The organism is Caulobacter sp. ALps2 (assembly GCF_058681635.1).
The window spans coordinates 4,223,767-4,248,707 of record NZ_CM178743.1 but is presented as its reverse complement, the minus strand read 5'-3'; the positions used below and the strand labels follow the sequence as shown (position 1 = coordinate 4,248,707).

Below are 24,941 nucleotides of genomic sequence, written 5' to 3'. Positions count from 1 at the left end.
GACACATAAAGAGGGTGATCCCCATGATGTACGATCCGATGGCGACGGCCATGAACCTGGTTCCGATGGTGGTCGAGCAGACCAGCCGCGGCGAGCGCGCCTTCGACATCTTCTCGCGCCTGCTGAAGGAGCGGATCATCTTCCTGACCGGTCCGGTCGAGGACGGCATGGCCAGCCTGATCTGCGCGCAGCTTCTCTTCCTGGAGTCCGAGAACCCCAAGAAAGAGATCGCCATGTACATCAACTCGCCGGGTGGCGTGGTGACGTCGGGCCTCGCGATTTACGACACCATGCAATACATCAAGAGCCCGGTCTCGACGGTGTGCATGGGCATGGCCGCTTCGATGGGTTCGCTGCTGCTGCAAGCCGGCGCGCCGGGCCAGCGCATCGCGCTGCCGAACGCCCGCATCATGGTGCACCAACCGTCGGGCGGTTTCCGCGGCCAGGCCTCGGACATCGAGCGCCACGCCGAGGACATCATCAAGACCAAGCGTCGCCTGAACGAAATCTACGTCAAGCACTGCGGCCGCACCTATGAGGAAGTCGAAAAGACCCTCGATCGCGACCACTTCATGAGCGCGGACGAGGCCAAGGCCTGGGGCCTGGTCGACCACGTCTACGACACCCGCGACGCGGCCGAGGCCGGCGCCGAATAGGCGCGAAGCTTCCCAAGAAACTTAGCTGAAACGAGAAAGCCGCTGACCTTCGGGTCGGCGGCTTTTTCTTTGTCTGGTCGGCTGCGGCAAATCCGCTCAGGTCGCGGGCCTACCCCGGAAGACGCGGTAGCCCTTTTCGTCGGCGATCGCGAGCATCTCGGTATCGCCCGAGGTGTCCCCATAGGCCGCCGTGAGGTGCACGTCGGGCCCGAAGACCTCACGCAGGCGCAACACCTTTTCCTTGGCCCGGCAGTTGTTCCCGTCCAGCCCGCCCAGGATGCGGCCGTCCTCGTTGATCATCAGCCGCGTACCGATCAGCATGTCCGCGCCCAGGCCTCGCGCGAACGGCGCGACCGTGATTTCGGGGGAGGCGGTGACAATGACCATCTTCGCCCCCTTGGCCCGCCAGGACCGCCACACGGCCAGGGCGTCGGGGCGTAGAAGGGACGCAGCGTGGGTCTCGGCGAAGGCTCGCGCATCGTTCTCGATCTGGGTGACCGTCGCGCCCTTCATGAACTCCCGAACCGCGGCGGCCTTGAGTTTCGCGCGGTTCCTGTCGAACACGTAGGCGATCAGGGATGGGGTCAGGCGGATGACGCCACGCGTCCATTTACGGCCCGCGCGCCACTTCAGGAAGGCGTTGAAGCTGTCCTTCACGGTCAGGGTGCCGTCGAAGTCGAAAGCCACCAGGGCGGGCTCATCGCCCATATCGCCGGTCATCGGGCGCGACGCGCTCAACCCCTTGGCCATCAACGAACGCTTCGCCATAGACCTTCCATCGCCAGCGCGCCCACCGCGCGCCGTTCCATACGATTCCAGTGTGCGTCATACGGTCTTCCGCGGCTCGCGGTAAGGCCCAAGACGACCAACGCTTGCGCCCGAGCGCCAATCGCCCAATTTAGATGACTGGGTCATGACACGATCCGGCGGGTTCGAGCGTTTCAGGCGGAAAGCCCGCCGCCAAGGCTTGTGAACCGAGCCCGGATCGGGGATTGTCAAGGATTAGACAACTCCCGGCGTATATCCTGCTTGCTTCGGTGGCGGCGAATACGCTCGGAGGGGCGTCGCGGCGTAAGCCGTAAGTCGCCATAGTGTGAGAAGCGATCATGACGAAAGCCGCGAGCGGCGACACCAAGAGCACTCTGTATTGTTCTTTCTGCGGAAAGAGCCAGCACGAGGTGCGCAAGCTCATCGCGGGTCCGACAGTGTTCATTTGTGATGAATGCGTCGAGCTCTGCATGGATATCATTCGCGAAGAGCACAAGATCGCTTTCGTGAAGTCTAAGGACGGCGTCCCGACGCCGCGCGAAATCTGCGAAGTTCTGGACGACTACGTGATCGGACAAGGTCACGCCAAGAAGGTCCTCGCGGTTGCGGTCCACAACCACTACAAGCGCCTGAACCACGCCTCGAAGAACAACGACGTCGAGCTGGCCAAGTCGAACATCCTGCTGGTCGGTCCGACCGGTACGGGTAAGACGCTGCTGGCCCAGACGCTGGCCCGAATCATCGACGTGCCCTTCACGATGGCCGACGCCACGACGCTGACCGAAGCCGGTTACGTCGGCGAAGACGTCGAGAACATCGTGCTGAAACTGCTGCAAGCCGCCGACTACAATGTCGAGCGCGCCCAGCGCGGCATCGTCTACATCGACGAAATCGACAAGATCAGCCGCAAGTCCGACAACCCGTCGATCACCCGCGACGTGTCGGGCGAAGGCGTGCAGCAGGCTCTGCTGAAGATCATGGAAGGCACCGTCGCCTCCGTGCCGCCTCAGGGCGGGCGCAAGCATCCGCAGCAGGAGTTCCTGCAGGTCGACACCACGAACATCCTGTTCATCTGCGGTGGCGCCTTCGCCGGCCTCGAGAAGATCATCTCGGCGCGCGGCGCGGCCAAGTCGATCGGCTTCGGCGCGAAAGTGACCGATCCGGAAGAGCGACGCACGGGCGAGATCCTGCGGAACGTCGAGCCTGACGACCTGCAGCGCTTCGGCCTGATCCCGGAATTCATCGGCCGTCTGCCGGTGGTCGCGACCCTGGAGGATCTCGACGAGACCGCCCTGGTCAAGATCCTGACCGAGCCGAAGAACGCTTTCGTCAAGCAGTACCAGCGCCTGTTCGAGATGGAGAACATCGGCCTGACCTTCACCGATGACGCTCTGCACGGCGTCGCCAAGAAGGCCATTCTGCGCAAGACCGGCGCCCGCGGCCTGCGTTCCATCATGGAAGGCATTCTGCTGGAGACCATGTTCGAGCTGCCCAACTACGAGGGCGTCGAGGAAGTGGTGGTCAATGCCGAGGTCGTCGAAGGCCGCGCTCAGCCGCTGCTGATCTACGCCGAGAAGAAGGGCGGGGCGGCTTCGGCCTAAACTGGAGCTTCGCCGCGAATATCAGGGCGCGTCTTCCACAGGGAGGCGCGCCTTTTTCGTGGATAAAGCCGCTTCGTAAACCTGTTGGACGACCACTGAGGCTTTCTCGTCACGGTCAGCTGGAGCGAGCGAAAGTCACGTAAATCCCGGGATTTGGGCGAATTTTCCCTCAATGAGCGGGCAGGGGGCATGACCACCCCAGCTTTGCCTGGTCGGCGCGACCTGTCGCCGCTGTGAGGCGAGTACGCTTGAACCCTGTTGTAAAACGTCCACATAAATAACGACCATTCGCCCAGTCACGGGCGGACGGGCCGTTCGACTCAGGCGCATCGTCTGATGTTACGGCGGCCCGCAGGGCCAAGGCGTCTAGGGGCGCTGAAGGCCGGGAGTATTGAGCACATGTCCGAACTACGTACGCTTCCTGTCTTGCCGCTGCGGGATATCGTTGTGTTCCCGCACATGGTCGTGCCGCTCTTCGTGGGCCGCGACAAATCCGTGCGCGCCCTCGAGGAAGTGATGCGCGGCGACAAGCAGATCCTGCTCGTCACCCAGAAAAACTCGGCGGATGATGATCCGTCGCCGGGCGACATCTTCGACGTCGGCGTTCTGGCCACCGTCCTGCAGCTGCTGAAGCTGCCCGACGGCACCGTGAAGGTGCTGGTCGAAGGCAAGGGCCGCGCGGCCGTCGTGAAGTTCACCGACCAGGAGTCCTTCTACGAGGCCCAGATCGGCGAAGTCAGCGAGGACGAAGGCGCCGGCCCCGAGGCCGAGGCCCTGTCGCGCGCGGTCGTCGAGCAATTCGAAAACTACGTCAAACTGAACAAGAAGGTGCCGCCGGAGGCCCTGGCGTCGATCCCGCAGATCGCCGAACCGGGCAAGCTGGCCGACAGCATCGCCGCCCACCTGTCGGTGAAGATCGGCGACAAGCAACACCTGCTTGAAATCTTCGACGTCGTGAAACGCCTGGAGAAGGTCTTCGCCCTCATGGAGGGCGAGATCTCGGTGCTGCAGGTCGAGAAGAAGATCCGCTCGCGCGTGAAGCGCCAGATGGAGAAGACCCAGCGCGAGTACTATCTGAACGAACAGATGAAGGCGATCCAGCGCGAGCTGGGCGACCCGGACGATTCGCGCGACGAGCTGATCGATCTCGAGAAACGCATCAAGAAGACCAAGCTTTCCAAGGAAGCCCGCACCAAGGCCGAGAGCGAGCTTAAGAAGCTGCGCAACATGAGCCCGATGTCGGCCGAGAGCACCGTCGTCCGCAACTATCTGGACTGGCTGCTGTCGATCCCGTGGGGCAAGGCCAAGACCAAGAAGATTGACCTGCCCGAAGCCGAAGGCATCCTCGACGAGGACCACTACGGCCTGGAGAAGGTCAAGGAACGGATCCTCGAGTACCTGGCCGTCCAGGCCCGGACCAACTCGCTGAAGGGCCCGATCCTGTGCCTCGTCGGTCCTCCCGGTGTCGGTAAGACCTCGCTGGGCAAGTCGCTGGCCAAGGCCACGGGCCGCGAGTTCGTGCGCATGAGCCTCGGCGGCGTGCGGGACGAGGCCGAGATCCGCGGTCACCGTCGCACCTACATCGGCTCGATGCCCGGCAAGGTCGTCCAGTCGATGAAGAAGGCCAAGACCACGAACGCCTTCGTCCTGTTGGACGAGATCGACAAGATGGGCAGCGACTATCGCGGGGATCCCGCCTCGGCGCTGCTGGAAGTGCTCGATCCGTCACAGAACTCGACCTTCGGCGACCACTATCTGGAGGTCGACTACGACCTGAGCCAGGTGATGTTCGTCACGACGGCCAACAGCCTGAACATGCCCCAGCCGCTGCTGGACCGCATGGAGATCATCCGCATCCCCGGCTACACCGAGGATGAGAAGCTGGAAATCGCCAAGCGCCACATCCTGCCGAAGCTGAGCAAGGACCACGGCCTGAAGCCGGCCGAGTTCATCGTTCCGGACAAGGCGATCCGCGACCTGATCCGCTACTACACCCGGGAAGCCGGCGTGCGGTCGCTGGAGCGGGAACTGGGCGCCCTGGCGCGCAAGACCGTGCGTGATCTGGCCCGCGAAAAGCTGACCACGATCACCATCGACGATGAGCGCCTGGCCAAGTATGCGGGCGTCAAGAAGTACCGCTACGGCGAGACCGACGAGGTCGACCAGGTCGGCATCGTCACCGGTCTGGCCTGGACGGAGTTCGGCGGCGACATCCTGACCATCGAAGCCGTGAAGATGCCGGGCAAGGGTCGCATGCAGATCACCGGCAACCTCAAGGACGTGATGAAGGAGTCGATCTCGGCGGCCAACAGCTACGTCCGCTCGCGGGCGACGCAGTTCGGCATCAAGCCGCCGATCTTCGAAAAGACCGACGTGCACATCCACGTGCCGGACGGGGCCACGCCCAAGGACGGCCCGTCCGCCGGCGCCGCCATGGGTCTGGCCATCGTCTCGGTGCTGACCGGCATCCCGATCCGCAAGGACATCGCCATGACCGGCGAGATCACCTTGCGTGGCCGGGTCACCGCCATCGGCGGCCTGAAGGAAAAGCTGCTGGCGGCTCTGCGCTCTGGCGTGAAGACCGTGCTGATCCCGCAGGAGAACGAGAAGGACCTCGTGGACGTGCCCCAGAGCGTCAAGGATGGTCTGGAAATCATTCCGGTCTCGACCATGGACGAGGTGCTTAAGCACGGCCTTACGGGCCCGCTGACGCCGGTCGAATGGAACGAGGCGGATGAGCCGATTGCTGCGGGTGCGAAGAAGGATGACCCCGACGGGGACGCCGTTCTGACCCACTAAAACAAAGTAATCGTTGATAACTTAGGCGGCGCGGGAGTTTCCCGCGCCGCTCGCGTTTGACGGGGCATTTTATGCCGCCATAATCCCCTGCTGAGCCAAGCGCCGTAAGGAATAAGCGGCGCCGCTCAGGCTGGGAGAAAAACATGACCACAAAAGCCGAACTCGTTACGGCGATCGCCGAGAAGGCGGGCATCAACAAGAACCAGGCCAAGGACGCGCTGGAAGCCTTTATCGACGCCGTCACCGACTCGCTGAAATCGGGTCAGGACGTTCGCTTGGTCGGTTTCGGCACCTTCAAGGCCGTGAGCCGCGCCGCTGGCACCGCCCGCAACCCGCGCACCGGCGAGACGGTCAACCGTCCCGCGTCCAAGACCGCGCGTTTTCAGGTCGGCGAAGGCTTGAAGTCCTCGCTGAACAGCTAATCCAGTTTCCGCTTAAGAGGGGCGGGACGTCATCCTGGGGGGCTGACGTTCCGCCTTTTCGTTTTCGCGCTATGCGCGGCGGCCGGGTGCGGATAGAAGCGCCGGCCGGAGAGGGCAGTTAGCTCAGCGGTAGAGCGTCTCGTTTACACCGAGAGGGTCGGGGGTTCGATCCCCTCACTGCCCACCATTTCCCTTGCAGCACGGTCCTGGAGAACCTCGCGCGAAGCCGCGCGGAGCGCGGTCCTACGGCGCCGCTTTTTTCTGGATAACGCCGATCAAAGTGATATCACTTTGATCGCACCGCTGGAGGAGCGCCATGTCCGAGACCCACACCATCAATCCGACCGTCGAGCGGCCGCACGGCGGCATGGGCGGCGGCCTGCCGTTGCTGGCGCTGCCGTTCCTGCTGGGCGGCGGGATCTTCGCTTTCTCGCAGGCGATGCCGATCATCGGCGTCGCCCTGGTCCTGCTGTTCCTGCTGGTGGCGTGCGGTTTCTATTCGCTGCAGCCGAACGAGGGCTACGCCATCACCCTGTTCGGCTCCTACGTGGGCACCGATCGCAAGACCGGCCTGCGCTGGATCTTTTTCTGGTACGGTCGCAAGAAGATCAGCCTGCGAGTGCGCAACGTCACGAGCGAGATGCTGAAGGTCAATGACAAGCGCGGCAACCCGATCGAGATCGCCGCCAACATCGTCTGGCGCGTGAAGGATTCGGCCCAGGCGCTTTATGACGTCGACGACTACGTCGCCTTCGTGAACATCCAGATCGAGACCGGCCTGCGCGAGGTGGCCTCGCACTATGCCTATGACCACGCGGAGGAGGGCGAGCCGACGCTGCGCGCCCATGCCGAGGAAGTTGGCGATCGCTTGCGGAAAGACCTGCAGTTGCGCACCGCCGTGGCGGGCGTCGCCATTGACGAGGCGCACCTGATGCACCTGGCCTACGCGCCCGAGATCGCCGGCTCGATGCTGAAGCGCCAGCAGGCGGAAGCCGTGCTGGCGGCCCGTCGCACCATCGTGGCTGGGGCCGTCGACATGGTCGAGAGCGCGCTGAGCCAACTGGCCGAGCGGGGCGTCGTTCAGTTAGACGACGAGCGCCGCGCGGCGATGGTCTCCAACCTGCTGGTGGTGCTGTGCGCCGACCGCGAGGCTCAGCCCGTGGTCAACACTGGCACCCTGTACGGCTGACGTGGCCGGCGATCCGAATGAGACCAAAGGCGGGCGGCGCGCATTCCTGATGCGCGTCCGTCCCGAGGTGCTGGCCGCCGTCGAACGGCTAGCCGATGCGGAGTTGCGCAGCGTGAATGCTCAGGTAGAGATGTTACTGCGCGAGGCCCTCGGACGGCGCGGCGTCGCTCTAAAATCGTCCGGGAACGGCGAGGAACCGTGAATGTCGCAAAAGCTTTATCGATCCAGGGCCGTATGGGGGGCCTGGAGTAACGATGAGGAATCGGCGTGACGGATACGAGATCGACCCGGTCGCCCGGCCTGCGCGGTTTTTCCTCCGATATCGCTCCGTCAGCTGACGGATCCGTACGACTCGTCGACACCACCATGCTCTATGCGCCGCGCAGTGGCGGCGTGCGCCGTTATCTGGCGTCCAAGCGCGCGTGGCTGGCGGGCAACCGTCCGGAGGTCCGCCATACCCTGGTGGTGCCGGGCGCGCGCGATTCCTACGATGGCCAAGGACGGGTCTCGATCTATGCCGCGCCTTTGCCGTTCGGGGCCGGCTATCGCTGGCCCGTGGTCAAGGCCGCCTGGATGGAGCGCCTGATCCGTCAGCGGCCCGACATCATCGAGGCCGGCGATCCCTACACCCCGGGCCTGGCGGCGTTGAGAGCAGGGGACGCCTTGGGCATCCCGGTCGTCGGCTTCTGCCACACTGATCTGGGCAAGCTGGCGGCGCTGCACATCGGCGAATGGGCCGAAAAGCCAGTTCAGAAGCGCTGGGCGGCGATCTATCGTCAGTTCGACCAGGCCGTGGCTCCTAGCCGGTTCATCGCCGGCCGCCTGATCGAGGCCGGCGTGCACAACGCCATCGGCCTGCCGCTGGGCGTCGACACCGATCTTTTCCATCCCGCGCGCGCGGACCGTGACGCCCTGCGCCGCCGCCTTGGCGTCTCGCCCGAAGAGCGCCTGCTGGTCTTCGCCGGCCGTCCGGCCCGGGAAAAGAAGCTGGACGTACTGGTCAGCGCGGTCGAGCGCCTGGGCGCGCCCTACAAGCTGTTGTTCGTTGGCGCTGGCGGCGGGGCCCCGGTCAGCGACCGCGCCCTGTGCCTCGACTATGTCCGCGATCCGGCGACCCTGGCCGGGGTGCTGGCCAGCTGCGACGCCTTCGTCCACGCCAACGATAACGAGCCGTTTGGCCTGATCGTGCTGGAGGCCATGGCCTGCGGCCTGCCCGTTGTGGGCGTCGCCGCCGGCGGCGTGGCCGAGTCGGTCGACGAGGAGGTTGGCCAGCTGGCTTCGATGTCCGAGCCCGCCGCCTTCGCCGAGGCGATCGAGGCCCTGTTCGCGCGCGATGTCGCCGCTATCGGCGCCGCCGCCCGTCTACGCGCGGTCGAGCGGCATGGCTGGGACGCGGTGTTCCGCCAGCTGTGCGGCATCTATGGGGGGCTGACCGGCCGCCGGGCGTTCGGCGACCGGATCCAGCTGCGCGATCACTAGCCCCTGAGCGAGGCCAGGATCTCGTAGCTGTGCTTGCGCGCGGCGTGATCATAGATCTGCGAGGCGAACATCAGTTCGTCGGCCTCGGTCAGCTTCAGCACGTGGTCGATCTTGCGCTTCACGGTCTCGGGCGAGCCGATCGCCGAGTACTGGAAGGTGTGATCCAAGCCCGCCAGCTCGGCTTCCGAGGCGTGCTCACGGATGTCGTCGACCGGCGGCGGCAGCAGGCCCGGGCGCCCGCGTCGCAGGGCCAGGAACTGCTGCTGGGTCGAAGTCGCCAGGCGAGTCGCCTCGGCGTCGGTGTCGGCCGCGCACACGCCGATGCAGACCATGGCGTAGGGCTTGTCCAGCACCTCCGACGGCTTGAAGTGCCGGCGATACAGCAGCAGGGCGTCCAGCAGCGAGTCGGGCGCGAAGTGGGCGGCGAAGGCGAATGGCAGGCCCAAGGCCGCCGCCAACTGCGCGCCCCAGGTCGAGGAGCCCAGCAGCCAGATCGGCACATACTGGCCTTCGCCCGGGACGGCGCGGATGCTCTGGTCGGGATCGGCCGGCTTGAACCAGTGTTGCAGCTCGACGACGTCCTGCGCGAACGAATCGACTGCCCCGGCATAACGACGCAAAGCCCGCATGGTGGCTTGATCAGTGCCTGGCGCACGGCCCAGGCCGAGATCGATACGGCCGGGATAGAGCGCGGCCAGGGTGCCGAACTGTTCGGCGACCATCAGAGGGGCGTGGTTGGGCAGCATGACGCCACCCGAGCCGACCCGAATCGTCTTCGTCCCACCAGCCACGTGGCCGATGACCACGGCCGTCGCGGCCGAAGCGATTCCCGGCATGTTGTGGTGCTCGGCCAGCCAGTAGCGATGGAAGCCGAGGGATTCGGCGTGCTGGGCCAGATCGAGACTGTTGTGGAGAGCCTTGCCGACGGGCGTGCCTTGCGGAACAGGCGCCAGGTCGAGGACGGAGAACGGCGGGTAAGCGGAGGTCATGTCCGCTACATGGCGTGCGCAAACCGCAACTCAAGCCCCAGGAAACAGGGGGCGAAAATCATTCTCGATGTAAGGGGAAAGCCACTGGACGGTGGCGCGAATGACGGGACTCGAACCCGCGACCTCCGGCGTGACAGGCCGGCGCTCTAACCAACTGAGCTACATCCGCATCGTTGCGCCTGAGCGCGACGGTCGTCCGTAAACCGAGGGGAGGGCGCCTTCCGAACCCCTATTCAAAGGGGTGGCGCGAATGACGGGACTCGAACCCGCGACCTCCGGCGTGACAGGCCGGCGCTCTAACCAACTGAGCTACATCCGCATATCCCTTCGCCGAGGCGAAAGTGCGACCCGCCCTGCGGCGAGGGGCGTCTGATATGTCGCTCGAAGACTCGTGTCAACGGGCATATCGAAGAAGCGACAAATCGCTGCTGTCGGCCCCCGGATTTCATATGGACGACATTCCAGAGCACAGCCCAGGGCTGAAGGCGCGAGCCCTTGTTTTTCCCAGACCGGCGTTAGGGAAAGCAGGTCTAGTTGCGATCGTTTCTCAATGTGGTTCGGACGTTTGAAGCGTTGACGACAGTGGGCTACAACCCGCTCGATTCAAGCCAAGGGCTGTCATGACCGCCTTCCTTCTCCAGTACCTGCCGATCGTGATCTTCCTAGGGATCGCGGCGGCCATCGGCATCCTCTTCATCCTCGCGGCCGCCGTGCTCGCGCCGAAGGCGCCCGACCCGGAAAAGCTGTCCGCGTACGAATGCGGCTTCAACGCCTTCGATGACGCGCGCATGAAGTTCGACGTCCGGTTCTATCTGGTGTCGATCCTCTTCATCATCTTCGACCTGGAAGTGGCGTTCCTGTTCCCCTGGGCGGTCACGCTGATGAAGCTGCCGCACGACGTGGCCCAGTTCGCCTTCTGGTCGATGATGACCTTCCTCGGCGTCCTGACCGTCGGCTTTATCTATGAATGGAAGAAGGGCGCCCTCGAATGGGAGTGATCGTTCCCGCCACCACCGTTCCGGCGCTCTCGGGCGGCCGCTCGACGGTCGAGGGTTATGACCCCAAGCTGCACGACCCGTTTTTCGACGGAGTCTCGCAGCAGCTGGCCGACAAGGGCTTTATCACGGCCGCCGCCGACGACCTGATCACGTGGGCCCGTACCGGTTCGCTGATGTGGATGACGTTCGGCCTGGCGTGCTGCGCCGTCGAGATGATGCACTCGGCCATGCCGCGCTATGACCTGGAGCGCTACGGCTTCGCGCCGCGCGCCAGCCCGCGCCAATCGGACGTGATGATCGTCGCCGGCACGCTGACCAACAAGATGGCTCCGGCCCTGCGCAAGGTCTACGACCAGATGCCGGAGCCGCGCTACGTCATCTCGATGGGCAGCTGCGCCAATGGCGGCGGCTACTACTACTACAGCTACAGCGTCGTGCGCGGCTGCGATCGCGTCGTGCCGATCGACATCTACGTGCCGGGCTGCCCGCCCACGGCCGAAGCTCTGGTCTACGGCGTGCTGCAGCTCCAGAAGAAGATCCGTCGCATGGGTACGATCGAGCGATGAGCCAAGATCTCGAAACCCTGGGCCAGGACATCGTCGCCCGCGCGCCCGGCGTGCTGGGCCATTCGGTGGCGTTCGGCGAACTGACGATCGTGGCCAAGGCCGAGGGCGTCGTCGACACCCTGACCTTCCTGCGTGACGACGCGGCCTTCCGTTTCCACCAACTGGTGGATCTGACGGCGGTCGACTACCCCGAGCGCGCCGCGCGATTCGACGTGGTCTACCACCTGCTGTCGATGGTGAAGAACACCCGCGTCCGCCTGAAGGTGATGACCGACGAGGACACCCCGGTGCCCAGCGTCACGCCGGTCTTCCCGGTCGCCGACTGGTTCGAGCGCGAGGCGTTCGACATGTACGGCGTGTTCTTCGATGGCCATCCGGACCTGCGCCGGATCCTGACCGACTACGGCTTCCACGGCCATCCGCTGCGGAAAGACTTCCCCATGACGGGTTATGTGGAAGTCCGCTACGACGACGAGCTGAAGCGCGTCGTGTACGAACCCGTCAAGATTACCGAGTTCCGGGCTTTCGACTTCTTGTCTCCGTGGGAAGGCGCCAAGTACGCCCTGCCAGGCGACGAGAAGGCCGAGAAGCGGGCAGGGGACGCTTAAGTCATGACCGGCACGAACTCGCCCGCCGCGGCGACCGACTTCTTCCGTGACGAACCGACGGCTCCGGCCATCCCGGAAACGCCGGTTCGCAAGTTCAACATTAACTTTGGCCCGCAGCACCCGGCCGCGCACGGTGTGCTGCGCCTGGTTCTGGAGCTGGACGGCGAAATCGTCGAACGCGTCGATCCGCACATCGGCCTGCTGCACCGCGGCACCGAGAAGCTGATGGAAGCGCGCACCTACCTGCAGAACATCCCGTACTTCGACCGCCTCGACTACGTGGCGCCGATGAACCAGGAGCATGCGTTCTGTCTGGCCATCGAGAAGCTGCTGGGCGTGGAAGTGCCCAAGCGCGGCCAGATCGTGCGCGTGCTGTTCTGCGAGATCGGCCGGATCCTCAATCACCTGCTGAACGTGACGACCCAGGCCATGGACGTCGGCGCCCTGACGCCGCCGCTCTGGGGCTTCGAGGAACGCGAGAAGCTGATGATCTTCTACGAGCGCGCTTGCGGCGCTCGTCTGCACGCCAACTATTTCCGTCCAGGCGGCGTTCACCAGGACCTGACGCCCGAGCTGATCGACGACATCGAGACCTGGGCGAAGGCTTTCCCCAAGATCTGCGACGACATCGAAGGCCTGATCACCGACAACCGCATCTTCAAACAGCGCAACGTCGACATCGGCGTGGTGACCAAGGAAGACGCCTGGGCCTGGGGCTTCTCGGGCGTGATGGTGCGCGGTTCGGGCATCGCCTGGGACCTGCGTCGCAACCAGCCCTACGAGAACTACAACGAGTTCGAGTTCGACATCCCGCTGGGCAAGAACGGCGACTGCTACGATCGCTATCTGTGCCGCATGCAGGAGATGCGTGAGTCCACCAAGATCATCCTGCAAGCCGTCGCCATGCTGCGCGGCACGCCGGGCCCGGTGCTGACCGAGGACAACAAGGTCAGCCCGCCCCGTCGCGCCGAGATGAAGCGCTCGATGGAAGCTCTCATCCACCACTTCAAGCTCTACACCGAGGGCTTCCGAACGCCGGAAGGCGAGGTCTACGCGGCCGTCGAAGCGCCCAAGGGCGAGTTCGGCGTCTACGTCGTCAGCAACGGCACCAACAAGCCGTACCGCTGCAAGATCAAGGCTCCGGGCTTCTCGCACCTGGCCGCGATGGACTGGATGAATCGCGGCCACCAGCTGGCCGACGTGTCGGCCATTCTGGGCTCGCTCGACATCGTGTTCGGCGAGGTCGATCGGTGAGCCTCGAAGCTATCGCCCAAGCTCAACTGGACGCCTATAACGCCCAGGACCTGGACGCCCACTGCGCCCACTTCGCCGACGATGTCGTCGTTGCGGGCCTGAACGGCGACGTGGCGCGCACGGGCCTCGACGCCTATCGCGCCTTCTACGCCAAGACCTTCGCCGAGTTCCCCAAGAACCAGGCGAAGCTGCTGAACCGCATCGTGGTCGGTTCGAACGTGATCGACCACGAGCACGTCGACCGCGGCAACGGCGACGCGCCGTTCCAGGTCGCCGCCATCTACACCTTCAAGGGCGACAAGATCGTCCGCGTGGATTTCGCCCGATGAGTGTTCGTCGCCTCGCCAAGGAACAGCCGGCCAGCTTCGCCTTCTCCAAGGACAGCCAGGTCAAGGCCGATTGGTGGAAAGCCAAGTATCCCGCCGCCCGCAAGCAGTCGGCGGTGATCCCGATGCTCTGGCTGGCCCAGAAGCAGGAGGGCTGGATTTCCGAGCCGGCGATCCAGGAGATCGCCAAGCAGCTCGAGATGCCGGTCATCCGCGTGCTGGAAGTAGCCACCTTCTACGTGATGTTCCAGCTGCAGCCGGTCGGCAAGGTCGCCTTCGTGCAGCTGTGCGGCACCACGCCGTGCCAGCTGCGCGGCGCGCTGGACCTGAAGGCCGTGCTGAAGGCCAAGATCGGCGACGCCAACCACGTCTCGGCCGACGGCAAGTTCAGCTGGGAAGAGGTCGAGTGCCTGGGCGCGTGCTGCAACGCCCCGATGGCCGCTATCAACGACTACTATTACGAGGACCTGACGCCGGAGAGCCTGGCCCAGATCCTCGACGACTTCGCCGCCGGCAAGGATCCGAAGCCGGGCAGCTATGACGGCCGGGTGTCGTCGGAGCCGAAGGGCGCCATCCACACCCTGACCGACCCGAAGCTGTACGACGGCTCGTACGCCAAGAAGATCAAGATTCCGAACCTGCCCGAGAAGCCGAAGGCGACAAAGGCTAAACCGGAGCCGACCGCCTAACATGACCGCCGACGCCACCCTCCAGAAGAAGCGCCTGACCGTGATGCTCGTCATCACCGTGGTCTGCTTCGTGCTGGCCGGCGTCTCGATCTATGGCGCGGTGTCGCTGGGTCTGGGATGGGCAAAACCCGTCTTCATCCTGGCCATCGTCGCGGGGCTTGGCGCGCAGATCTGGTTCATCCTGGGCTGGATGCGCGCGACCAAGCGGGAAGGGGTGTCGTCATGATCGACGACAGCGCCCTCAACACCCGCCGCGCGGCCTATGCCGATACCATCCGAGCCTTGGGCCGCCGCGAACGCGGCATGGGGTTCGTGGCGTGCCTCGCTGGCGCGATCCTGCTGATCTGGGGTCGCACCGTCGAAGGAGCGCCGTTCTGGGCGGTTGTCGCCGGCCTCGTCACGATCGGCGCGGGCTGGCTGCTTTTCGCCTATGTCATCATTCGTCGGACGCGCTATGTGCGCGCCCATCCATTCGATCCGCAAAGCTGAGTCATGGTCGGTATCCTCGAAGACAAGGACCGCATCTTCACGAACCTCTACGGTCTCCAGGATTGGGGCCTCGAGGGCGCGAAGAAGCGCGGCTGCTGGAATGGCACCAAGGACATCCTGGACGCCGGGCGCGACTGGATCATCGACAACATGAAGAACTCCGGCCTGCGCGGCCGGGGCGGCGCCGGTTTCTCGACTGGCCTGAAGTGGTCGTTCATGCCCAAGGAAGTGAAGGACGGTCGTCCTCACTACCTCGTCGTCAACGCCGACGAATCCGAGCCGGGCACCTGCAAGGACCGGGAGATCATGCGGCATGACCCGCACCTCCTGATCGAGGGCTGCCTGATCGCCTCGCGCGCCATGCTGGCCCACGCCTGCTACATCTACATCCGCGGCGAGTACGTGTTCGAGCGCGAGCGCCTGGAAGCGGCGATCAAGCAGGCATACGAAGCCAACCTCGTGGGCAAGAACAACGTCCACGGCTGGGACTTCGACATCTACGTTCACCACGGCGCCGGCGCCTATATCTGCGGCGAAGAGACGGCCCTGCTGGAAAGCCTGGAAGGCAAGAAGGGCCAGCCGCGCCTGAAGCCGCCGTTCCCGGCCGGCGCGGGCCTTTACGGCATGCCGACCACGGTCAACAACGTCGAGAGCATCGCCGTCGCCGGGACCATCCTGCGTCGCGGCGCGGCCTGGTTCGCGGGCTTTGGCCGTCCCAACAATGCCGGCACCAAGCTGTTCTGCGTCTCGGGCCACGTGAACCTGCCCTGCAATGTCGAAGAAGCCATGAGCATCCCCTTCCGTCAGCTGATGGAAGACCACTGCGGCGGCATCCGCGGCGGCTGGGGCAACCTGAAGGCCGTCATCCCGGGCGGCTCGTCCGTGCCGATGATCCCGGCCGAGCAATGCGAAGACCTGCCGATGGATTTCGACGCCCTGCGCAACCTGCGCTCGGGCCTGGGCACCGCGGCCGTCATCGTCATGGACAAGTCCACCGACCTGGTTCGCGCCATCGCCCGCCTGTCGTACTTCTACAAGCACGAGAGCTGCGGCCAGTGCACGCCGTGCCGCGAAGGCACCGGCTGGATGTGGCGGGTCATGGAACGCATGGCGACCGGCGAGGCCGATCCGAAAGAGATCGACACCCTGCTGGACGTCACGACCCAGGTCGAGGGTCACACCATCTGCGCCTTGGGCGACGCGGCCGCCTGGCCGATCCAAGGTCTGTTCCGCCACTTCCGCCACGAGGTGGAGGAGCGGATCGCTTCCTATCGTAGCGGTCGCCTGCACGTGCAGGGCGCCAAGCTGATCGCGGCGGAGTAACGATTATGGCTATCGCCAAGGTCAACGGCGTCGAGGTCGAGTTCGAGCCCGGCATGACGGTTCTGCAGGTCGCGGAACTGGCTGGGGAAGAGATCCCCCGCTTCTGCTATCACGAACGCCTCTCCATCGCCGGCAACTGCCGGATGTGTCTGGTCGAGGTAAAGCCCGGCCCGCCGAAGCCGCAGGCGTCGTGCGCCCTGCCGGCCGCCGAGGGCCAGGAGATCTTCACCAAGACTCCGATGGTCAAGAAGGCCCGCGAAGGGGTGATGGAGTTCCTGCTCATCAACCACCCGCTGGACTGCCCGATCTGCGACCAGGGCGGCGAGTGCGACCTGCAGGACCAGGCGGTCGGTTACGGCCGTGACGACAGCCGCTACGACGAGAACAAGCGCGCGGTCGAAGAGAAGGCCATGGGCCCGCTCATCAAGACCGTGATGACGCGCTGCATCCAGTGCACCCGCTGTGTCCGCTTCATCACCGAAGTCGCCGGCTCGCCGGAGATCGGCCTGATCTCGCGCGGTGAAGACGTTGAAATCACGACCTATCTGGGCGCGGCGGTGACGTCGGAACTCAGCGCCAACGTGATTGACCTGTGCCCGGTCGGCGCCCTGACCTCCAAGCCCTACGCCTTCGAAGCCCGTCCGTGGGAACTGAAGAAGACCGAGAGCGTCGACGTCATGGACGCCCTGGGTTCGTCGATCCGCGTCGACGCCCGCGGCTCGGCCGTGCTGCGCGTGCTGCCGCGCATCAACGAGGACGTCAACGAAGAGTGGATCTCGGACAAGACGCGCTACGCCGTCGACGGCCTTGGCCGTCAACGCCTGGACCGCCCGTACGTCCGCACGGCCGCTGGTCAGCTGAAGCCGGCCACCTGGGCCGAGGCCTTCGCCGCCGTCGCCGGCAAGATCAAGGCGACCTCGCCGGACCGTATCGGCGTCATCGCCGGCGACCTGCAGGACGCCGAAAGCCTGAAGGCGACCAAGGACCTCTTCACCGCCCTGGGCGTGAAGAACCTGGACAGCCGTCAGGATGGTTCGGCCCTTGGCGTTGGCCCGCGTGAAGGCTGGCTGTTCAACTCGACCCTGGCCGGCATCGAGAACGCCGACGTCGTTCTGTTCATCGGCGCGAACCCGCGCCTCGAGGCCCCGGTCCTGAACACGCGCTTCCGCAAGCAGTGGATCGCCGGCAAGACCCGCTTCGGCGTCATCGGCGAGCAGGCCGACCTGACGTTCGACTACGACTACCTCGGCGCCGGCGCCCAGACCCTGTCGGGCCTGGCCAAGAGCAAGAACGACTTCGTCGCCGCCCTGAAGGCCGCCGAGCGTCCCGCGATCATCATCGGCCAGGGCGCACTGTCGCGCGCCGACGGCGGCGCGATCCTCAAGGCCGCCGCCGGCCTCGCCAAGGCCGTCAAGGTCGTGCGTGAGGGCTGGAACGGCTGGAACGTCCTGCACACCGCCGCCGCGCGTGTCGCCGGCCTCGACATGGGCTTCGTCCCGGCCGAGGGCGGTCTGGCCGCCGCTGACATGCTGAAGCCGGGCGCTGTCGACGTCCTGTTCCTGCTGGGCGCCGATGAGTGCGAGGCCTCGGCCTCGGGCGCGTTCAAGATCTATCTCGGCACGCACGGCGACGCCGGCGCGCACAAGGCCGACGTGATCCTGCCGGGCGCCGCCTACACCGAGAAGAACGGCCTCTATGTGAACACCGAAGGCCGTGTCCAACAGGGCAAGCGCGCGGTGTTCCCGAAGGGCGAGGCCAAGGAAGACTGGTCGATCCTGCGCGCTCTGTCGGAAGTGCTGGGCCACAAGCTGCCTTACGACAGCCTGGACCAACTGCGCGCCAAGCTGTTCGCCGACCACCCGACCTTCGGCCAGATCGACTACGCGCCCGGTTCGGTCGCTTCGTCGTTCGATGTTGGCGCCCTGGGCGCCGACGGCGAGGCTTCGGACGCGCCGTTCGAAAGTCCGATCAAGGCTTTCCACCTGACCAACCCCATCGCGCGCGCCAGCGTGACCATGGCCGAATGCGCGGCCGTGGCTTCCGGCGCCGCCAAGATCGCGGCGGAGTAGACCGTGGGCCCGACGAATCCGCTTCTCTGGTTTGGTCTCACGACGGGCGGCATCCTGCTGGTCGTGATCTGGGTTCTGCTGAGCCTGGCCTTCCTGCTGCTCGCCGACCGCAAGATCTGGGCCGGCGTCCAGATGCGCAAGGGTCCCAACGTCGTTGGTCCCTTCGGCCTGCTGCAGTCCTTCGCCGACTTCTTCAAGTTCGTGCTGAAGGAAATCGTCATTCCGGCGGGCGCCGACAAGGCGATCTTCCTGCTGGCCCCGCTGGTCAGCCTGATCCTGGGTTTCGTGGGCTGGGCCGTGGTGCCGTTCGCGCCGGGTTGGGTCGTGTCGAACCTCAATGTCGGCATCCTGTACCTGCTGGCGATGAGTTCGCTGGGCGTCTACGGGATCATCATGGGCGGCTGGGCTTCGAACTCGAAGTATCCGTTTCTGGGCGCCCTGCGTTCGGCGGCTCAGATGGTGTCGTACGAAGTCTCGATCGGCCTGATCATCATCACGGTGATCCTGCTGGCCGGTTCGATGAACCTCTCGACCATCGTCGAGAAGCAGACGGGCTGGTTCTGGAACTGGAACGTCTTCGGCGGCGGCCTGAAGAATATCGTCCTGCTGCCGGTCATGGTCGTCTCGATGGGCATGTTCTACATCTCGGCGCTGGCCGAAACGAACCGCCCGCCCTTCGATCTGCCGGAAGCCGAATCCGAACTCGTGGCCGGTTACCAGGTCGAGTACAGCTCGACCCCGTACCTGCTGTTCATGGTGGCCGAGTATTCGAACATCGTCCTGATGTGCGCCATGATCAGCGTACTGTTCTTCGGCGGTTGGAACCCAGGCTTCCCGATCGACTTCACGGCCGGCTGGCCGCCGTTCCTGGTCAACTTCCTGTTGGCCTTGGTGTTCTACGCCAAGATCGTCTTCTGGTTCTTCATGTTCGCCATGGCGAAGGCCATCGTGCCTCGCTACCGCTACGACCAACTGATGCGACTGGGCTGGAAGGTGTTCCTGCCGACGTCGCTGGTGCTGGTGGCCGCGGTCGCCGCCTGGCGCGTGTTCGGTCCGGGGGCCTGATGCGCAACGCCCTCGTCCTTGCCCCAATTCTCGTGGGGGGTCTTTCCGGCCTCGCCCTGACCGCCTGTGCGGGCGTCGCGGCGACGGAGCGATCCTATTCGCTAGGCGATGGGGTCGTCAGCTACGACGACCTCCGTCGCGAAGGCGACAAATGCAAGGCGTCCGGCGGGATCATCCGGGCCAAGCAGGACGGGGGAGATCCCGCCCAGCTGTCGAACTACACCTGCGTCATTCCCAAGGCCGGGAAATGAAGCGGGTTGTCCTCGGGATCGTGATGGCGGGCCTTCTGGCCGGCTGTTCGACCTGGGGACGCGGTATTCAGCGACCGCCGCAGCGGACGCACGATGAGCAGGTCGAGGCGCGACGAGATCGCGACGCCAAGACCAACAAATGCGTCATCGAGCAGCAGATGCGGCGGCAGCAGAAAGAGCAGGGCAGGGACGTCCGTCCTTTCCCCAAGGAAAAGTGTTAGGAGAGCTCTGGTGTTCCAGCGCATCACTCAAGCGGCCAAGGGCGCGGCCCTTCTGGACTTCGCCGGCGCCTTCGGCCTGGCCATGAAGTACCTGGTCGCGCCGAAGAAGACGGTGATCTACCCGAACGAGCGCGGCCCGCAGTCGCCCCGTTTCCGTGGTGAGCACGCCCTGCGTCGCTATCCGTCGGGTGAGGAGCGCTGCATCGCGTGCAAGCTGTGCGAAGCCATCTGCCCCGCCCAGGCCATCACGATCGAGGCCGAACCGCGCGAGGACGGCAGCCGCCGCACGACCCGCTACGACATCGACATGGTCAAGTGCATCTACTGCGGCCTGTGCCAGGAGGCCTGCCCGGTGGACGCCATCGTGGAAGGTCCGAACATCGAGTTCGCGACCGAGACCCGCGAAGAACTCTACTACGACAAGGAACGCCTTCTCGATAACGGCGACCGCTGGGAGCGCCTGATCGCGAAGAATCTGGAGTTGGACGCGCCCTACCGTTAAAGGGACGGGCGAATCCAGGAGCGTGATAGCCGAAAGTGTTCGCGGTTTCGGCGGCGATCACGCTCCCGCTAAGAGTTTAGAGCTTGTCCTCGGACAAGCTCTAGGGAGGCGGCGCGCCGTTCGGCTGCGTCGTCATTGGACTTAAGTTTTCAGGGGAGCACCTGGGCCAATGGCCTTGCAGGCGATCGCTTTCTATCTGCTGGCATTCGCGACCATCGCGGCGGGTCTTCTCGTCGTGTCGGCGCGCAATCCCGTGCACTCGGTGCTCTTCCTGATCACCGCCTTCTTCTCGGCCGCCGGCCTCTTCGTCCTGTTGGGCGCGGAGTTCCTGGCGATGCTGCTGATCGTCGTCTACGTCGGCGCGGTGGCGGTGCTGTTCCTGTTCGTCGTCATGATGCTGGACGTGGACTTCGCGGAACTCCGACAGGGCTTCGTGCAGTACCTGCCGTTCGGCGGCGCGATCGCGCTGGTGATCGCCACCGAGATGGTGATGGTCGTGGCCGCCGTCGCCACGAACGGCGCGGCCTCGCGGAACGCACTGCCGAACGCCTCGCCGGGCGGCGTGCCCAACACCGAGGCGATCGGTCGCGTGCTCTACACCGACTACGTCTTCTTCTTCCAACTGGCGGGCCTGGTGCTGCTGGTCGCCATGATCGGCGCCATCGTCCTGACCCTGCGCCACAAGCCGGGCGTCAAGCGCCAGGACATCGGCAAGCAGGTCGCCCGCACGCCCAAGACCGGCATGGAGCTGGTCCAGATCAAACCGGGTGAGGGGATCTCCGAATGATCGGCCTGCCGCACTATCTCGTCGTCGCCGCGATCCTCTTCACGATCGGCGTCTTCGGCATCTTCGTGAACCGCAAGAACATCATCGTCATCCTGATGTCGATCGAGTTGATCCTGCTGGCGGTGAACATCAATCTCGTGGCGTTCTCGGCCTTCCTGCACGACGTGGCGGGGCAGATCTTCGCCATGTTCGTCCTGACCGTCGCCGCCGCCGAAGCGGCCGTGGGTCTGGCCATCCTTGTGACCTTCTTCCGAAACCGCGGCGATATCGCGGTTGACGACGCCAGCATGATGAAGGGCTAAGCGACGTCATGCAGATGCTTGTCACTATTCTCGTTTTCGCGCCGATCATCGCCGCGGCCATCGCCGGCCTGTTCGGCCGCCGCATCGGCAACGTGGCCTCGCAATCGGTCACGACCGGCGCGCTGATCCTGGCGTGCGGCCTGTCCTGGTACACGTTTAGCCAGTGGACCTGGGGGCACATGGAGGCCTTCACGGTCAATCTGCTGCCATTCATCCACATCGGCGATTTCGTCGCCAACTGGTCGATCCGCATCGACGCCCTGTCGGCGACCATGCTGATCGTGGTCACGACCGTCTCGATGCTCGTGCACATCTACTCCTGGGGCTACATGGCCGAGGACGACAGCAAGCCGCGTTTCTTCGCGTACCTGTCGCTGTTCACCTTCGCCATGCTGTCGCTGGTCACCGCCGCCGACTTCATGCAGCTGTTCTTCGGCTGGGAAGGCGTGGGCCTGGCCTCGTACCTGCTGATCGGCTTCTGGTTCAAAAAGCCCTCGGCCAGCGCCGCGGCCATCAAGGCCTTCGTGGTCAATCGGGTCGGCGACTTTGGTTTCGCCCTGGGCATCATGACCACCTACTGGGCGTTCGGCACGATCCAGTTCGCTGAACTCTTCCCGCAGATCGCCGCCAACGCTGGTCGCACCTGGGAGTTCGCGGGCCACATGTTCCCGCTGATGGATATCGCCTGCTTCCTGCTGTTCATCGGCGCGATGGGCAAGTCGGCGCAGTTCTTCCTGCACACCTGGCTGCCGGACGCCATGGAAGGCCCGACCCCCGTGTCGGCGCTGATCCACGCGGCCACCATGGTCACCGCCGGCGTCTACATGCTGTGCCTGCTTTCGCCGATGTTCGAATACGCGCCCGTCGCCAAGAACATCGTCACGGTGATCGGCGCGGTGACGGCTCTGTTCGCCGCGACGGTCGGCCTGACCCAGAACGACATCAAGCGCGTGATCGCCTACTCGACCTGTTCGCAGCTGGGCTACATGTTCTTCGCGGCCGGCGTCGGCGCCTACCAGGCGGCCATGTTCCACCTGTTCACCCACGCCTTCTTCAAGGCCCTGCTGTTCCTGGGCGCCGGTTCGGTGATCCACGGCATGCACCACGAGCAGGACATGCGGAAGTACGGCAATCTGGCCAAGCTGCTGCCGGTGACCTTCATCGCCATGACGATCGGCACGATCGCCATCACGGGCCTCGGCTTCCCGCCGCTGCACCTTGGCTTCGCCGGTTTCTACTCGAAGGACACCATCATCGAAGCGGCCTTCGCCGCCGGCGGACACAACGCGACCGCCATGTTCGCCTGGGTGATCGGCGTGCTGGTGGCGGGCCTGACCTCGTTCTACTCGTGGCGCCTGGCCTTCTTCACCTTCAACGGCAAGGCCCGCTGGGGTCATGACGACCATGCTCACGACAATCACGCGCACGACGCCCACCACGGCGCCGCGCACGAGACGCACGACGAGCCGCTGGCCGATGACCACGCTCACGACGATCACGGCCATGGTCACGACCACAAGCCACACGAGAGCCCGTGGGTGATGCTGTTCCCGCTGGTCGCCCTGTCGATCGGCGCGGTCGCCGCCGGCTTCGTGTTCGTCGACTACTTCGTTGGCCACCACCAGGAAGAGTTCTGGCGCGGCGCCATCTACACCGCCCCGACCAACCACGTGCTGCACCAGGCGCACGAAGTGGCCGAGTGGGTGAAGTGGAGCCCGCTGATCGCCTCGCTGATCGGCCTGGTCATCGCGGTGTATGTCTATCTGCTGAAGGGCAATGAGCGCCTGGGCCTGAAACTGGCCGAGCGTAAGGGCCCGCTGTACGTCTTCTTCTACAACAAGTGGTTCTTCGACGAACTCTACGCGGCCACCTTCGTGCGCTTCGCCAAGTTCCTGGGCGACCTGTTCTGGAAGGGCGGCGACCAGAAGATCATCGACGGCCTGGGCCCTGATGGCGTCTCCAACCTCTCGTATGAGGTGGGCAGGCGCACCGGCAAGCTGCAGACCGGCTATCTCTACCACTACGCGTTTGTCATGCTGCTCGGCGTCGCCGGTCTGCTGACCTTCGCCCTGTACGCCTTCCGTTGAGGGGGACGGAGCTAATGAGCGGCCTTCTCAGCCTTACGACCTTCGCGCCGATCGTCGGCGTCGCGGTGATCCTCGCCGCGCGCGCCCTGCACGGCGCGGGGGAAAAGACCGACACGCTGGCCAAGTGGATCGCGCTCGTGACCACGCTGGTCACGTTCGGCCTGTCGATCATCCTGACCGTCCAGTTCGATCCCAAGAACCCGGGCTTCCAGTTCGTGGAAGACATCGCCTGGTTCGCCGGCATCCACTACCGCATGGGCATCGACGGCATCTCGGTGCTGTTCGTCCTGCTGACGGCGTTCCTGCTGCCCATCTGCATCGTGGCCAGCTGGAAGTCGGTCGAGAAGCGTGTCGTCGAGTACCTGATCGCCTTCCTGGTCCTGGAGACCCTGGTGATCGGCGTGTTCTGCGCGCTTGACCTGGTGCTCTTCTACCTGTTCTTCGAGTTCGGCCTGGTCCCGATGTTCCTGATCATCGGCATCTGGGGCGGCAAGCGCCGGGTATACGCGGCCTACAAGTTCTTCCTCTACACGCTGCTTGGCTCGGTGCTGATGCTGGCCGCCATCCTGGCGATGATCAGCATCGCCGGCACCTCGTCGATCCCGGCGCTGATGACGTTCAAGTTCGCGCCTTGGCTCCAGACTTGGCTGTGGCTGGCCTTCTTCGCCTCGTTCGCGGTGAAGATGCCGATGTGGCCGGTGCACACCTGGCTGCCCGACGCCCACGTCGAAGCCCCGACGGCCGGCTCGGTTATCCTGGCGGGTATCCTGCTGAAGATGGGCGGCTACGGCTTCATGCGCTTCAGCCTGCCGATGTTCCCCAACGCCTCGGAGATGTTCCAGCCGCTGGTGTTCGCGATGTCGGCCATCGCCATCGTCTACACCTCGCTGGTCGCCTTCCGTCAGACCGACATCAAGAAGCTGATCGCCTACTCGTCGGTCGCCCACATGGGCTTCGTGACCATGGGGATCTTCTCGGGCAACGCGGCGGGCGAGCAGGGCGCTCTGTTCCAGATGCTGAGCCACGGGGTGATCTCCGGCGCCCTCTTCCTCTGCGTCGGCGTCGTCTACGACCGCATGCACACCCGTGAGATCGCCTTCTATGGCGGCCTGACCAATCGCATGCCGCACTACGCCTTCGTGTTCCTGCTGTTCACGATGGGCAATGTCGGCCTGCCGGGCACCTCGGGCTTTGTCGGTGAAATCCTGACGATGACCGGCGTCTACAAGGCCTCGACCTGGACGGCGATCGTGTCGGCTACCGGCGTGATCCTGTCGGCCATGTACGCCCTGACGCTGTACCGTCGGGTGATGTTCGGCGAGATCACCAATCCCGAGCTGAAGACCATCACCGATCTGGACGCGCGCGAGATCCTGCTGTTCGTGCCGCTGATCGCGATGACCCTGCTGCTGGGCGTCTATCCCAATCTCGTGTTCAACCTGACCGCGACGTCCGTCGACGCGCTCGTCGGCGCCTGGCGCGCCGCCGTGGGCGGGTGAGG

Annotated in this window: 27 protein-coding genes and 3 tRNA genes; 26 read left to right on the top strand and 4 right to left on the bottom strand. The window is 64.8% G+C overall.

The features are described from left to right. The first annotated feature begins 14 nt into the window (after positions 1 to 14). Entirely contained in the window at positions 15 to 656 is a 642-nt protein-coding gene (locus ACW173_RS20090) for an ATP-dependent Clp protease proteolytic subunit (protein WP_492081838.1), read from the top strand. A gap of 96 nt (positions 657 to 752) precedes the next feature. On the opposite strand, the gene ACW173_RS20085 is transcribed toward ACW173_RS20090, so the two are convergent. After that, positions 753 to 1,424, bottom strand: coding sequence for an HAD-IB family hydrolase (locus ACW173_RS20085; RefSeq protein WP_492081837.1), 672 nt, complete (start codon positions 1,422 to 1,424; stop codon positions 753 to 755). Between the two features lie 338 nt (positions 1,425 to 1,762). On the opposite strand from ACW173_RS20085, the gene clpX reads away from it, so the two are divergent. The 7 genes from clpX (at position 1,763) to ACW173_RS20050 (ending at position 8,914) form a co-directional block, all read left to right on the top strand. Next, positions 1,763 to 3,025 (top strand): ATP-dependent Clp protease ATP-binding subunit ClpX, encoded by a 1,263-nt coding sequence (gene clpX / locus ACW173_RS20080; RefSeq protein ID WP_492081836.1) that lies wholly within the window; start codon positions 1,763 to 1,765, stop codon positions 3,023 to 3,025. A gap of 399 nt (positions 3,026 to 3,424) precedes the next feature. Further along, positions 3,425 to 5,824, top strand: a complete 2,400-nt coding sequence (gene lon / locus ACW173_RS20075; RefSeq protein ID WP_492081835.1) for an endopeptidase La — start codon at positions 3,425 to 3,427, stop codon at positions 5,822 to 5,824. Positions 5,825 to 5,967: 143 nt separating this feature from the next. Further along, on the top strand, positions 5,968 to 6,246 hold the full coding sequence (locus ACW173_RS20070) for an HU family DNA-binding protein (RefSeq protein WP_492081834.1): 279 nt from the start codon (positions 5,968 to 5,970) through the stop codon (positions 6,244 to 6,246). Positions 6,247 to 6,358: 112 nt separating this feature from the next. After that, a tRNA-Val gene (locus ACW173_RS20065) sits at positions 6,359 to 6,433 on the top strand. A gap of 129 nt (positions 6,434 to 6,562) precedes the next feature. Then, entirely contained in the window at positions 6,563 to 7,435 is an 873-nt protein-coding gene (locus tag ACW173_RS20060) for an SPFH domain-containing protein (RefSeq protein ID WP_492081833.1), read from the top strand. 1 nt (position 7,436) lies between these two features. Further along, positions 7,437 to 7,637 (top strand): type II toxin-antitoxin system antitoxin, encoded by a 201-nt coding sequence (locus tag ACW173_RS20055; protein ID WP_492081832.1) that lies wholly within the window; start codon positions 7,437 to 7,439, stop codon positions 7,635 to 7,637. A gap of 65 nt (positions 7,638 to 7,702) precedes the next feature. Continuing rightward, positions 7,703 to 8,914 (top strand): glycosyltransferase family 4 protein, encoded by a 1,212-nt coding sequence (locus ACW173_RS20050; protein WP_492081831.1) that lies wholly within the window; start codon positions 7,703 to 7,705, stop codon positions 8,912 to 8,914. On the opposite strand, the gene ACW173_RS20045 is transcribed toward ACW173_RS20050, so the two are convergent. The 3 genes from ACW173_RS20045 to ACW173_RS20035 form a co-directional block, all read right to left on the bottom strand. After that, positions 8,911 to 9,903, bottom strand: a complete 993-nt coding sequence (locus ACW173_RS20045) for an LLM class flavin-dependent oxidoreductase (RefSeq protein ID WP_492081830.1) — start codon at positions 9,901 to 9,903, stop codon at positions 8,911 to 8,913. The two genes, ACW173_RS20050 and ACW173_RS20045, sit on opposite strands and share 4 nt — an antisense overlap. Before the next feature lie 92 nt (positions 9,904 to 9,995). Further along, positions 9,996 to 10,072: transfer RNA gene (locus tag ACW173_RS20040), tRNA-Asp, on the bottom strand. A 73-nt stretch (positions 10,073 to 10,145) separates the two neighbouring features. Next, positions 10,146 to 10,222: transfer RNA gene (locus ACW173_RS20035), tRNA-Asp, on the bottom strand. A 301-nt stretch (positions 10,223 to 10,523) separates the two neighbouring features. On the opposite strand from ACW173_RS20035, the gene ACW173_RS20030 reads away from it, so the two are divergent. From ACW173_RS20030 to ACW173_RS19945, 18 genes are all read left to right on the top strand, one after another. Beyond that, entirely contained in the window at positions 10,524 to 10,901 is a 378-nt protein-coding gene (locus tag ACW173_RS20030; RefSeq protein ID WP_492081829.1) for an NADH-quinone oxidoreductase subunit A, read from the top strand. Then, positions 10,871 to 11,467: a NuoB/complex I 20 kDa subunit family protein gene (locus ACW173_RS20025; protein WP_492081828.1), complete on the top strand. Its 597-nt coding sequence runs from the start codon at positions 10,871 to 10,873 to the stop codon at positions 11,465 to 11,467. The genes ACW173_RS20030 and ACW173_RS20025 overlap by 31 nt, the downstream gene beginning before the upstream one ends. Next, entirely contained in the window at positions 11,464 to 12,075 is a 612-nt protein-coding gene (locus ACW173_RS20020; RefSeq protein WP_492081827.1) for an NADH-quinone oxidoreductase subunit C, read from the top strand. Before ACW173_RS20025 ends, ACW173_RS20020 begins: the two co-directional genes overlap by 4 nt. Before the next feature lie 3 nt (positions 12,076 to 12,078). Continuing rightward, entirely contained in the window at positions 12,079 to 13,329 is a 1,251-nt protein-coding gene (locus ACW173_RS20015; RefSeq protein WP_492081826.1) for an NADH-quinone oxidoreductase subunit D, read from the top strand. Beyond that, the gene (locus ACW173_RS20010; RefSeq protein ID WP_492081825.1) at positions 13,326 to 13,658 is read left to right on the top strand and encodes a nuclear transport factor 2 family protein; all 333 of its coding nucleotides are present in this window, start codon (positions 13,326 to 13,328) and stop codon (positions 13,656 to 13,658) included. Before ACW173_RS20015 ends, ACW173_RS20010 begins: the two co-directional genes overlap by 4 nt. Beyond that, entirely contained in the window at positions 13,655 to 14,344 is a 690-nt protein-coding gene (nuoE, locus tag ACW173_RS20005; RefSeq protein WP_492081824.1) for an NADH-quinone oxidoreductase subunit NuoE, read from the top strand. The genes ACW173_RS20010 and nuoE overlap by 4 nt, the downstream gene beginning before the upstream one ends. 1 nt (position 14,345) lies before the next feature. Next, positions 14,346 to 14,570 (top strand): hypothetical protein, encoded by a 225-nt coding sequence (locus ACW173_RS20000; protein ID WP_492081823.1) that lies wholly within the window; start codon positions 14,346 to 14,348, stop codon positions 14,568 to 14,570. Next, a complete protein-coding gene (locus ACW173_RS19995) occupies positions 14,567 to 14,833 on the top strand; it encodes a hypothetical protein (protein WP_492081822.1) in 267 nt (88 codons plus the stop codon). The genes ACW173_RS20000 and ACW173_RS19995 overlap by 4 nt, the downstream gene beginning before the upstream one ends. Before the next feature lie 3 nt (positions 14,834 to 14,836). Continuing rightward, positions 14,837 to 16,156, top strand: coding sequence for an NADH-quinone oxidoreductase subunit NuoF (gene nuoF, locus ACW173_RS19990; protein ID WP_492081821.1), 1,320 nt, complete (start codon positions 14,837 to 14,839; stop codon positions 16,154 to 16,156). 5 nt (positions 16,157 to 16,161) lie between these two features. Continuing rightward, on the top strand, positions 16,162 to 18,225 hold the full coding sequence (nuoG, locus tag ACW173_RS19985; protein ID WP_492081820.1) for an NADH-quinone oxidoreductase subunit NuoG: 2,064 nt from the start codon (positions 16,162 to 16,164) through the stop codon (positions 18,223 to 18,225). A 3-nt stretch (positions 18,226 to 18,228) separates the two neighbouring features. After that, positions 18,229 to 19,290 (top strand): NADH-quinone oxidoreductase subunit NuoH, encoded by a 1,062-nt coding sequence (gene nuoH, locus ACW173_RS19980; RefSeq protein ID WP_492081819.1) that lies wholly within the window; start codon positions 18,229 to 18,231, stop codon positions 19,288 to 19,290. After that, the gene (locus tag ACW173_RS19975) at positions 19,290 to 19,541 is read left to right on the top strand and encodes a hypothetical protein (RefSeq protein WP_492081818.1); all 252 of its coding nucleotides are present in this window, start codon (positions 19,290 to 19,292) and stop codon (positions 19,539 to 19,541) included. The genes nuoH and ACW173_RS19975 overlap by 1 nt, the downstream gene beginning before the upstream one ends. After that, entirely contained in the window at positions 19,538 to 19,762 is a 225-nt protein-coding gene (locus ACW173_RS19970) for a hypothetical protein (RefSeq protein WP_492081817.1), read from the top strand. The genes ACW173_RS19975 and ACW173_RS19970 overlap by 4 nt, the downstream gene beginning before the upstream one ends. A 10-nt stretch (positions 19,763 to 19,772) precedes the next feature. After that, the gene (gene nuoI / locus ACW173_RS19965; RefSeq protein ID WP_184719347.1) at positions 19,773 to 20,264 is read left to right on the top strand and encodes an NADH-quinone oxidoreductase subunit NuoI; all 492 of its coding nucleotides are present in this window, start codon (positions 19,773 to 19,775) and stop codon (positions 20,262 to 20,264) included. 169 nt (positions 20,265 to 20,433) lie between these two features. Further along, positions 20,434 to 21,051: an NADH-quinone oxidoreductase subunit J gene (locus tag ACW173_RS19960; protein ID WP_492081816.1), complete on the top strand. Its 618-nt coding sequence runs from the start codon at positions 20,434 to 20,436 to the stop codon at positions 21,049 to 21,051. After that, positions 21,048 to 21,353 (top strand): NADH-quinone oxidoreductase subunit NuoK, encoded by a 306-nt coding sequence (gene nuoK, locus ACW173_RS19955; protein ID WP_172271469.1) that lies wholly within the window; start codon positions 21,048 to 21,050, stop codon positions 21,351 to 21,353. Before ACW173_RS19960 ends, nuoK begins: the two co-directional genes overlap by 4 nt. A gap of 8 nt (positions 21,354 to 21,361) precedes the next feature. Further along, the gene (gene nuoL, locus ACW173_RS19950) at positions 21,362 to 23,440 is read left to right on the top strand and encodes an NADH-quinone oxidoreductase subunit L (protein WP_492081815.1); all 2,079 of its coding nucleotides are present in this window, start codon (positions 21,362 to 21,364) and stop codon (positions 23,438 to 23,440) included. Further along, entirely contained in the window at positions 23,437 to 24,939 is a 1,503-nt protein-coding gene (locus ACW173_RS19945) for an NADH-quinone oxidoreductase subunit M (RefSeq protein WP_492081814.1), read from the top strand. Before nuoL ends, ACW173_RS19945 begins: the two co-directional genes overlap by 4 nt. The last annotated feature ends 2 nt before the right edge of the window (positions 24,940 to 24,941 follow it).

What these genes read in the sequence shown, in the direction of transcription:
- lon (WP_492081835.1), top strand. Translation starts at nt 3,425, where the DNA reads ATGTCCGAACTACGTACGCTTCCTGTCTTGCCGCTGCGGGATATCGTT.
- ACW173_RS20045 (WP_492081830.1), bottom strand. Translation starts at nt 9,903, where the DNA reads ATGACCTCCGCTTACCCGCCGTTCTCCGTCCTCGACCTGGCGCCTGTT.
- nuoG (WP_492081820.1), top strand. Translation starts at nt 16,162, where the DNA reads ATGGCTATCGCCAAGGTCAACGGCGTCGAGGTCGAGTTCGAGCCCGGC.
- ACW173_RS19995 (WP_492081822.1), top strand. Translation starts at nt 14,567, where the DNA reads ATGATCGACGACAGCGCCCTCAACACCCGCCGCGCGGCCTATGCCGAT.
- clpX (WP_492081836.1), top strand. Translation starts at nt 1,763, where the DNA reads ATGACGAAAGCCGCGAGCGGCGACACCAAGAGCACTCTGTATTGTTCT.
- ACW173_RS20030 (WP_492081829.1), top strand. Translation starts at nt 10,524, where the DNA reads ATGACCGCCTTCCTTCTCCAGTACCTGCCGATCGTGATCTTCCTAGGG.
- ACW173_RS20015 (WP_492081826.1), top strand. Translation starts at nt 12,079, where the DNA reads ATGACCGGCACGAACTCGCCCGCCGCGGCGACCGACTTCTTCCGTGAC.
- nuoL (WP_492081815.1), top strand. Translation starts at nt 21,362, where the DNA reads ATGCAGATGCTTGTCACTATTCTCGTTTTCGCGCCGATCATCGCCGCG.
- ACW173_RS20020 (WP_492081827.1), top strand. Translation starts at nt 11,464, where the DNA reads ATGAGCCAAGATCTCGAAACCCTGGGCCAGGACATCGTCGCCCGCGCG.
- ACW173_RS20070 (WP_492081834.1), top strand. Translation starts at nt 5,968, where the DNA reads ATGACCACAAAAGCCGAACTCGTTACGGCGATCGCCGAGAAGGCGGGC.
- ACW173_RS19975 (WP_492081818.1), top strand. Translation starts at nt 19,290, where the DNA reads ATGCGCAACGCCCTCGTCCTTGCCCCAATTCTCGTGGGGGGTCTTTCC.
- ACW173_RS20085 (WP_492081837.1), bottom strand. Translation starts at nt 1,424, where the DNA reads ATGGCGAAGCGTTCGTTGATGGCCAAGGGGTTGAGCGCGTCGCGCCCG.
- ACW173_RS20060 (WP_492081833.1), top strand. Translation starts at nt 6,563, where the DNA reads ATGTCCGAGACCCACACCATCAATCCGACCGTCGAGCGGCCGCACGGC.
- ACW173_RS20000 (WP_492081823.1), top strand. Translation starts at nt 14,346, where the DNA reads ATGACCGCCGACGCCACCCTCCAGAAGAAGCGCCTGACCGTGATGCTC.
- nuoK (WP_172271469.1), top strand. Translation starts at nt 21,048, where the DNA reads ATGATCGGCCTGCCGCACTATCTCGTCGTCGCCGCGATCCTCTTCACG.
- nuoE (WP_492081824.1), top strand. Translation starts at nt 13,655, where the DNA reads ATGAGTGTTCGTCGCCTCGCCAAGGAACAGCCGGCCAGCTTCGCCTTC.
- ACW173_RS19970 (WP_492081817.1), top strand. Translation starts at nt 19,538, where the DNA reads ATGAAGCGGGTTGTCCTCGGGATCGTGATGGCGGGCCTTCTGGCCGGC.
- ACW173_RS20025 (WP_492081828.1), top strand. Translation starts at nt 10,871, where the DNA reads ATGGAAGAAGGGCGCCCTCGAATGGGAGTGATCGTTCCCGCCACCACC.
- ACW173_RS19960 (WP_492081816.1), top strand. Translation starts at nt 20,434, where the DNA reads ATGGCCTTGCAGGCGATCGCTTTCTATCTGCTGGCATTCGCGACCATC.
- nuoF (WP_492081821.1), top strand. Translation starts at nt 14,837, where the DNA reads ATGGTCGGTATCCTCGAAGACAAGGACCGCATCTTCACGAACCTCTAC.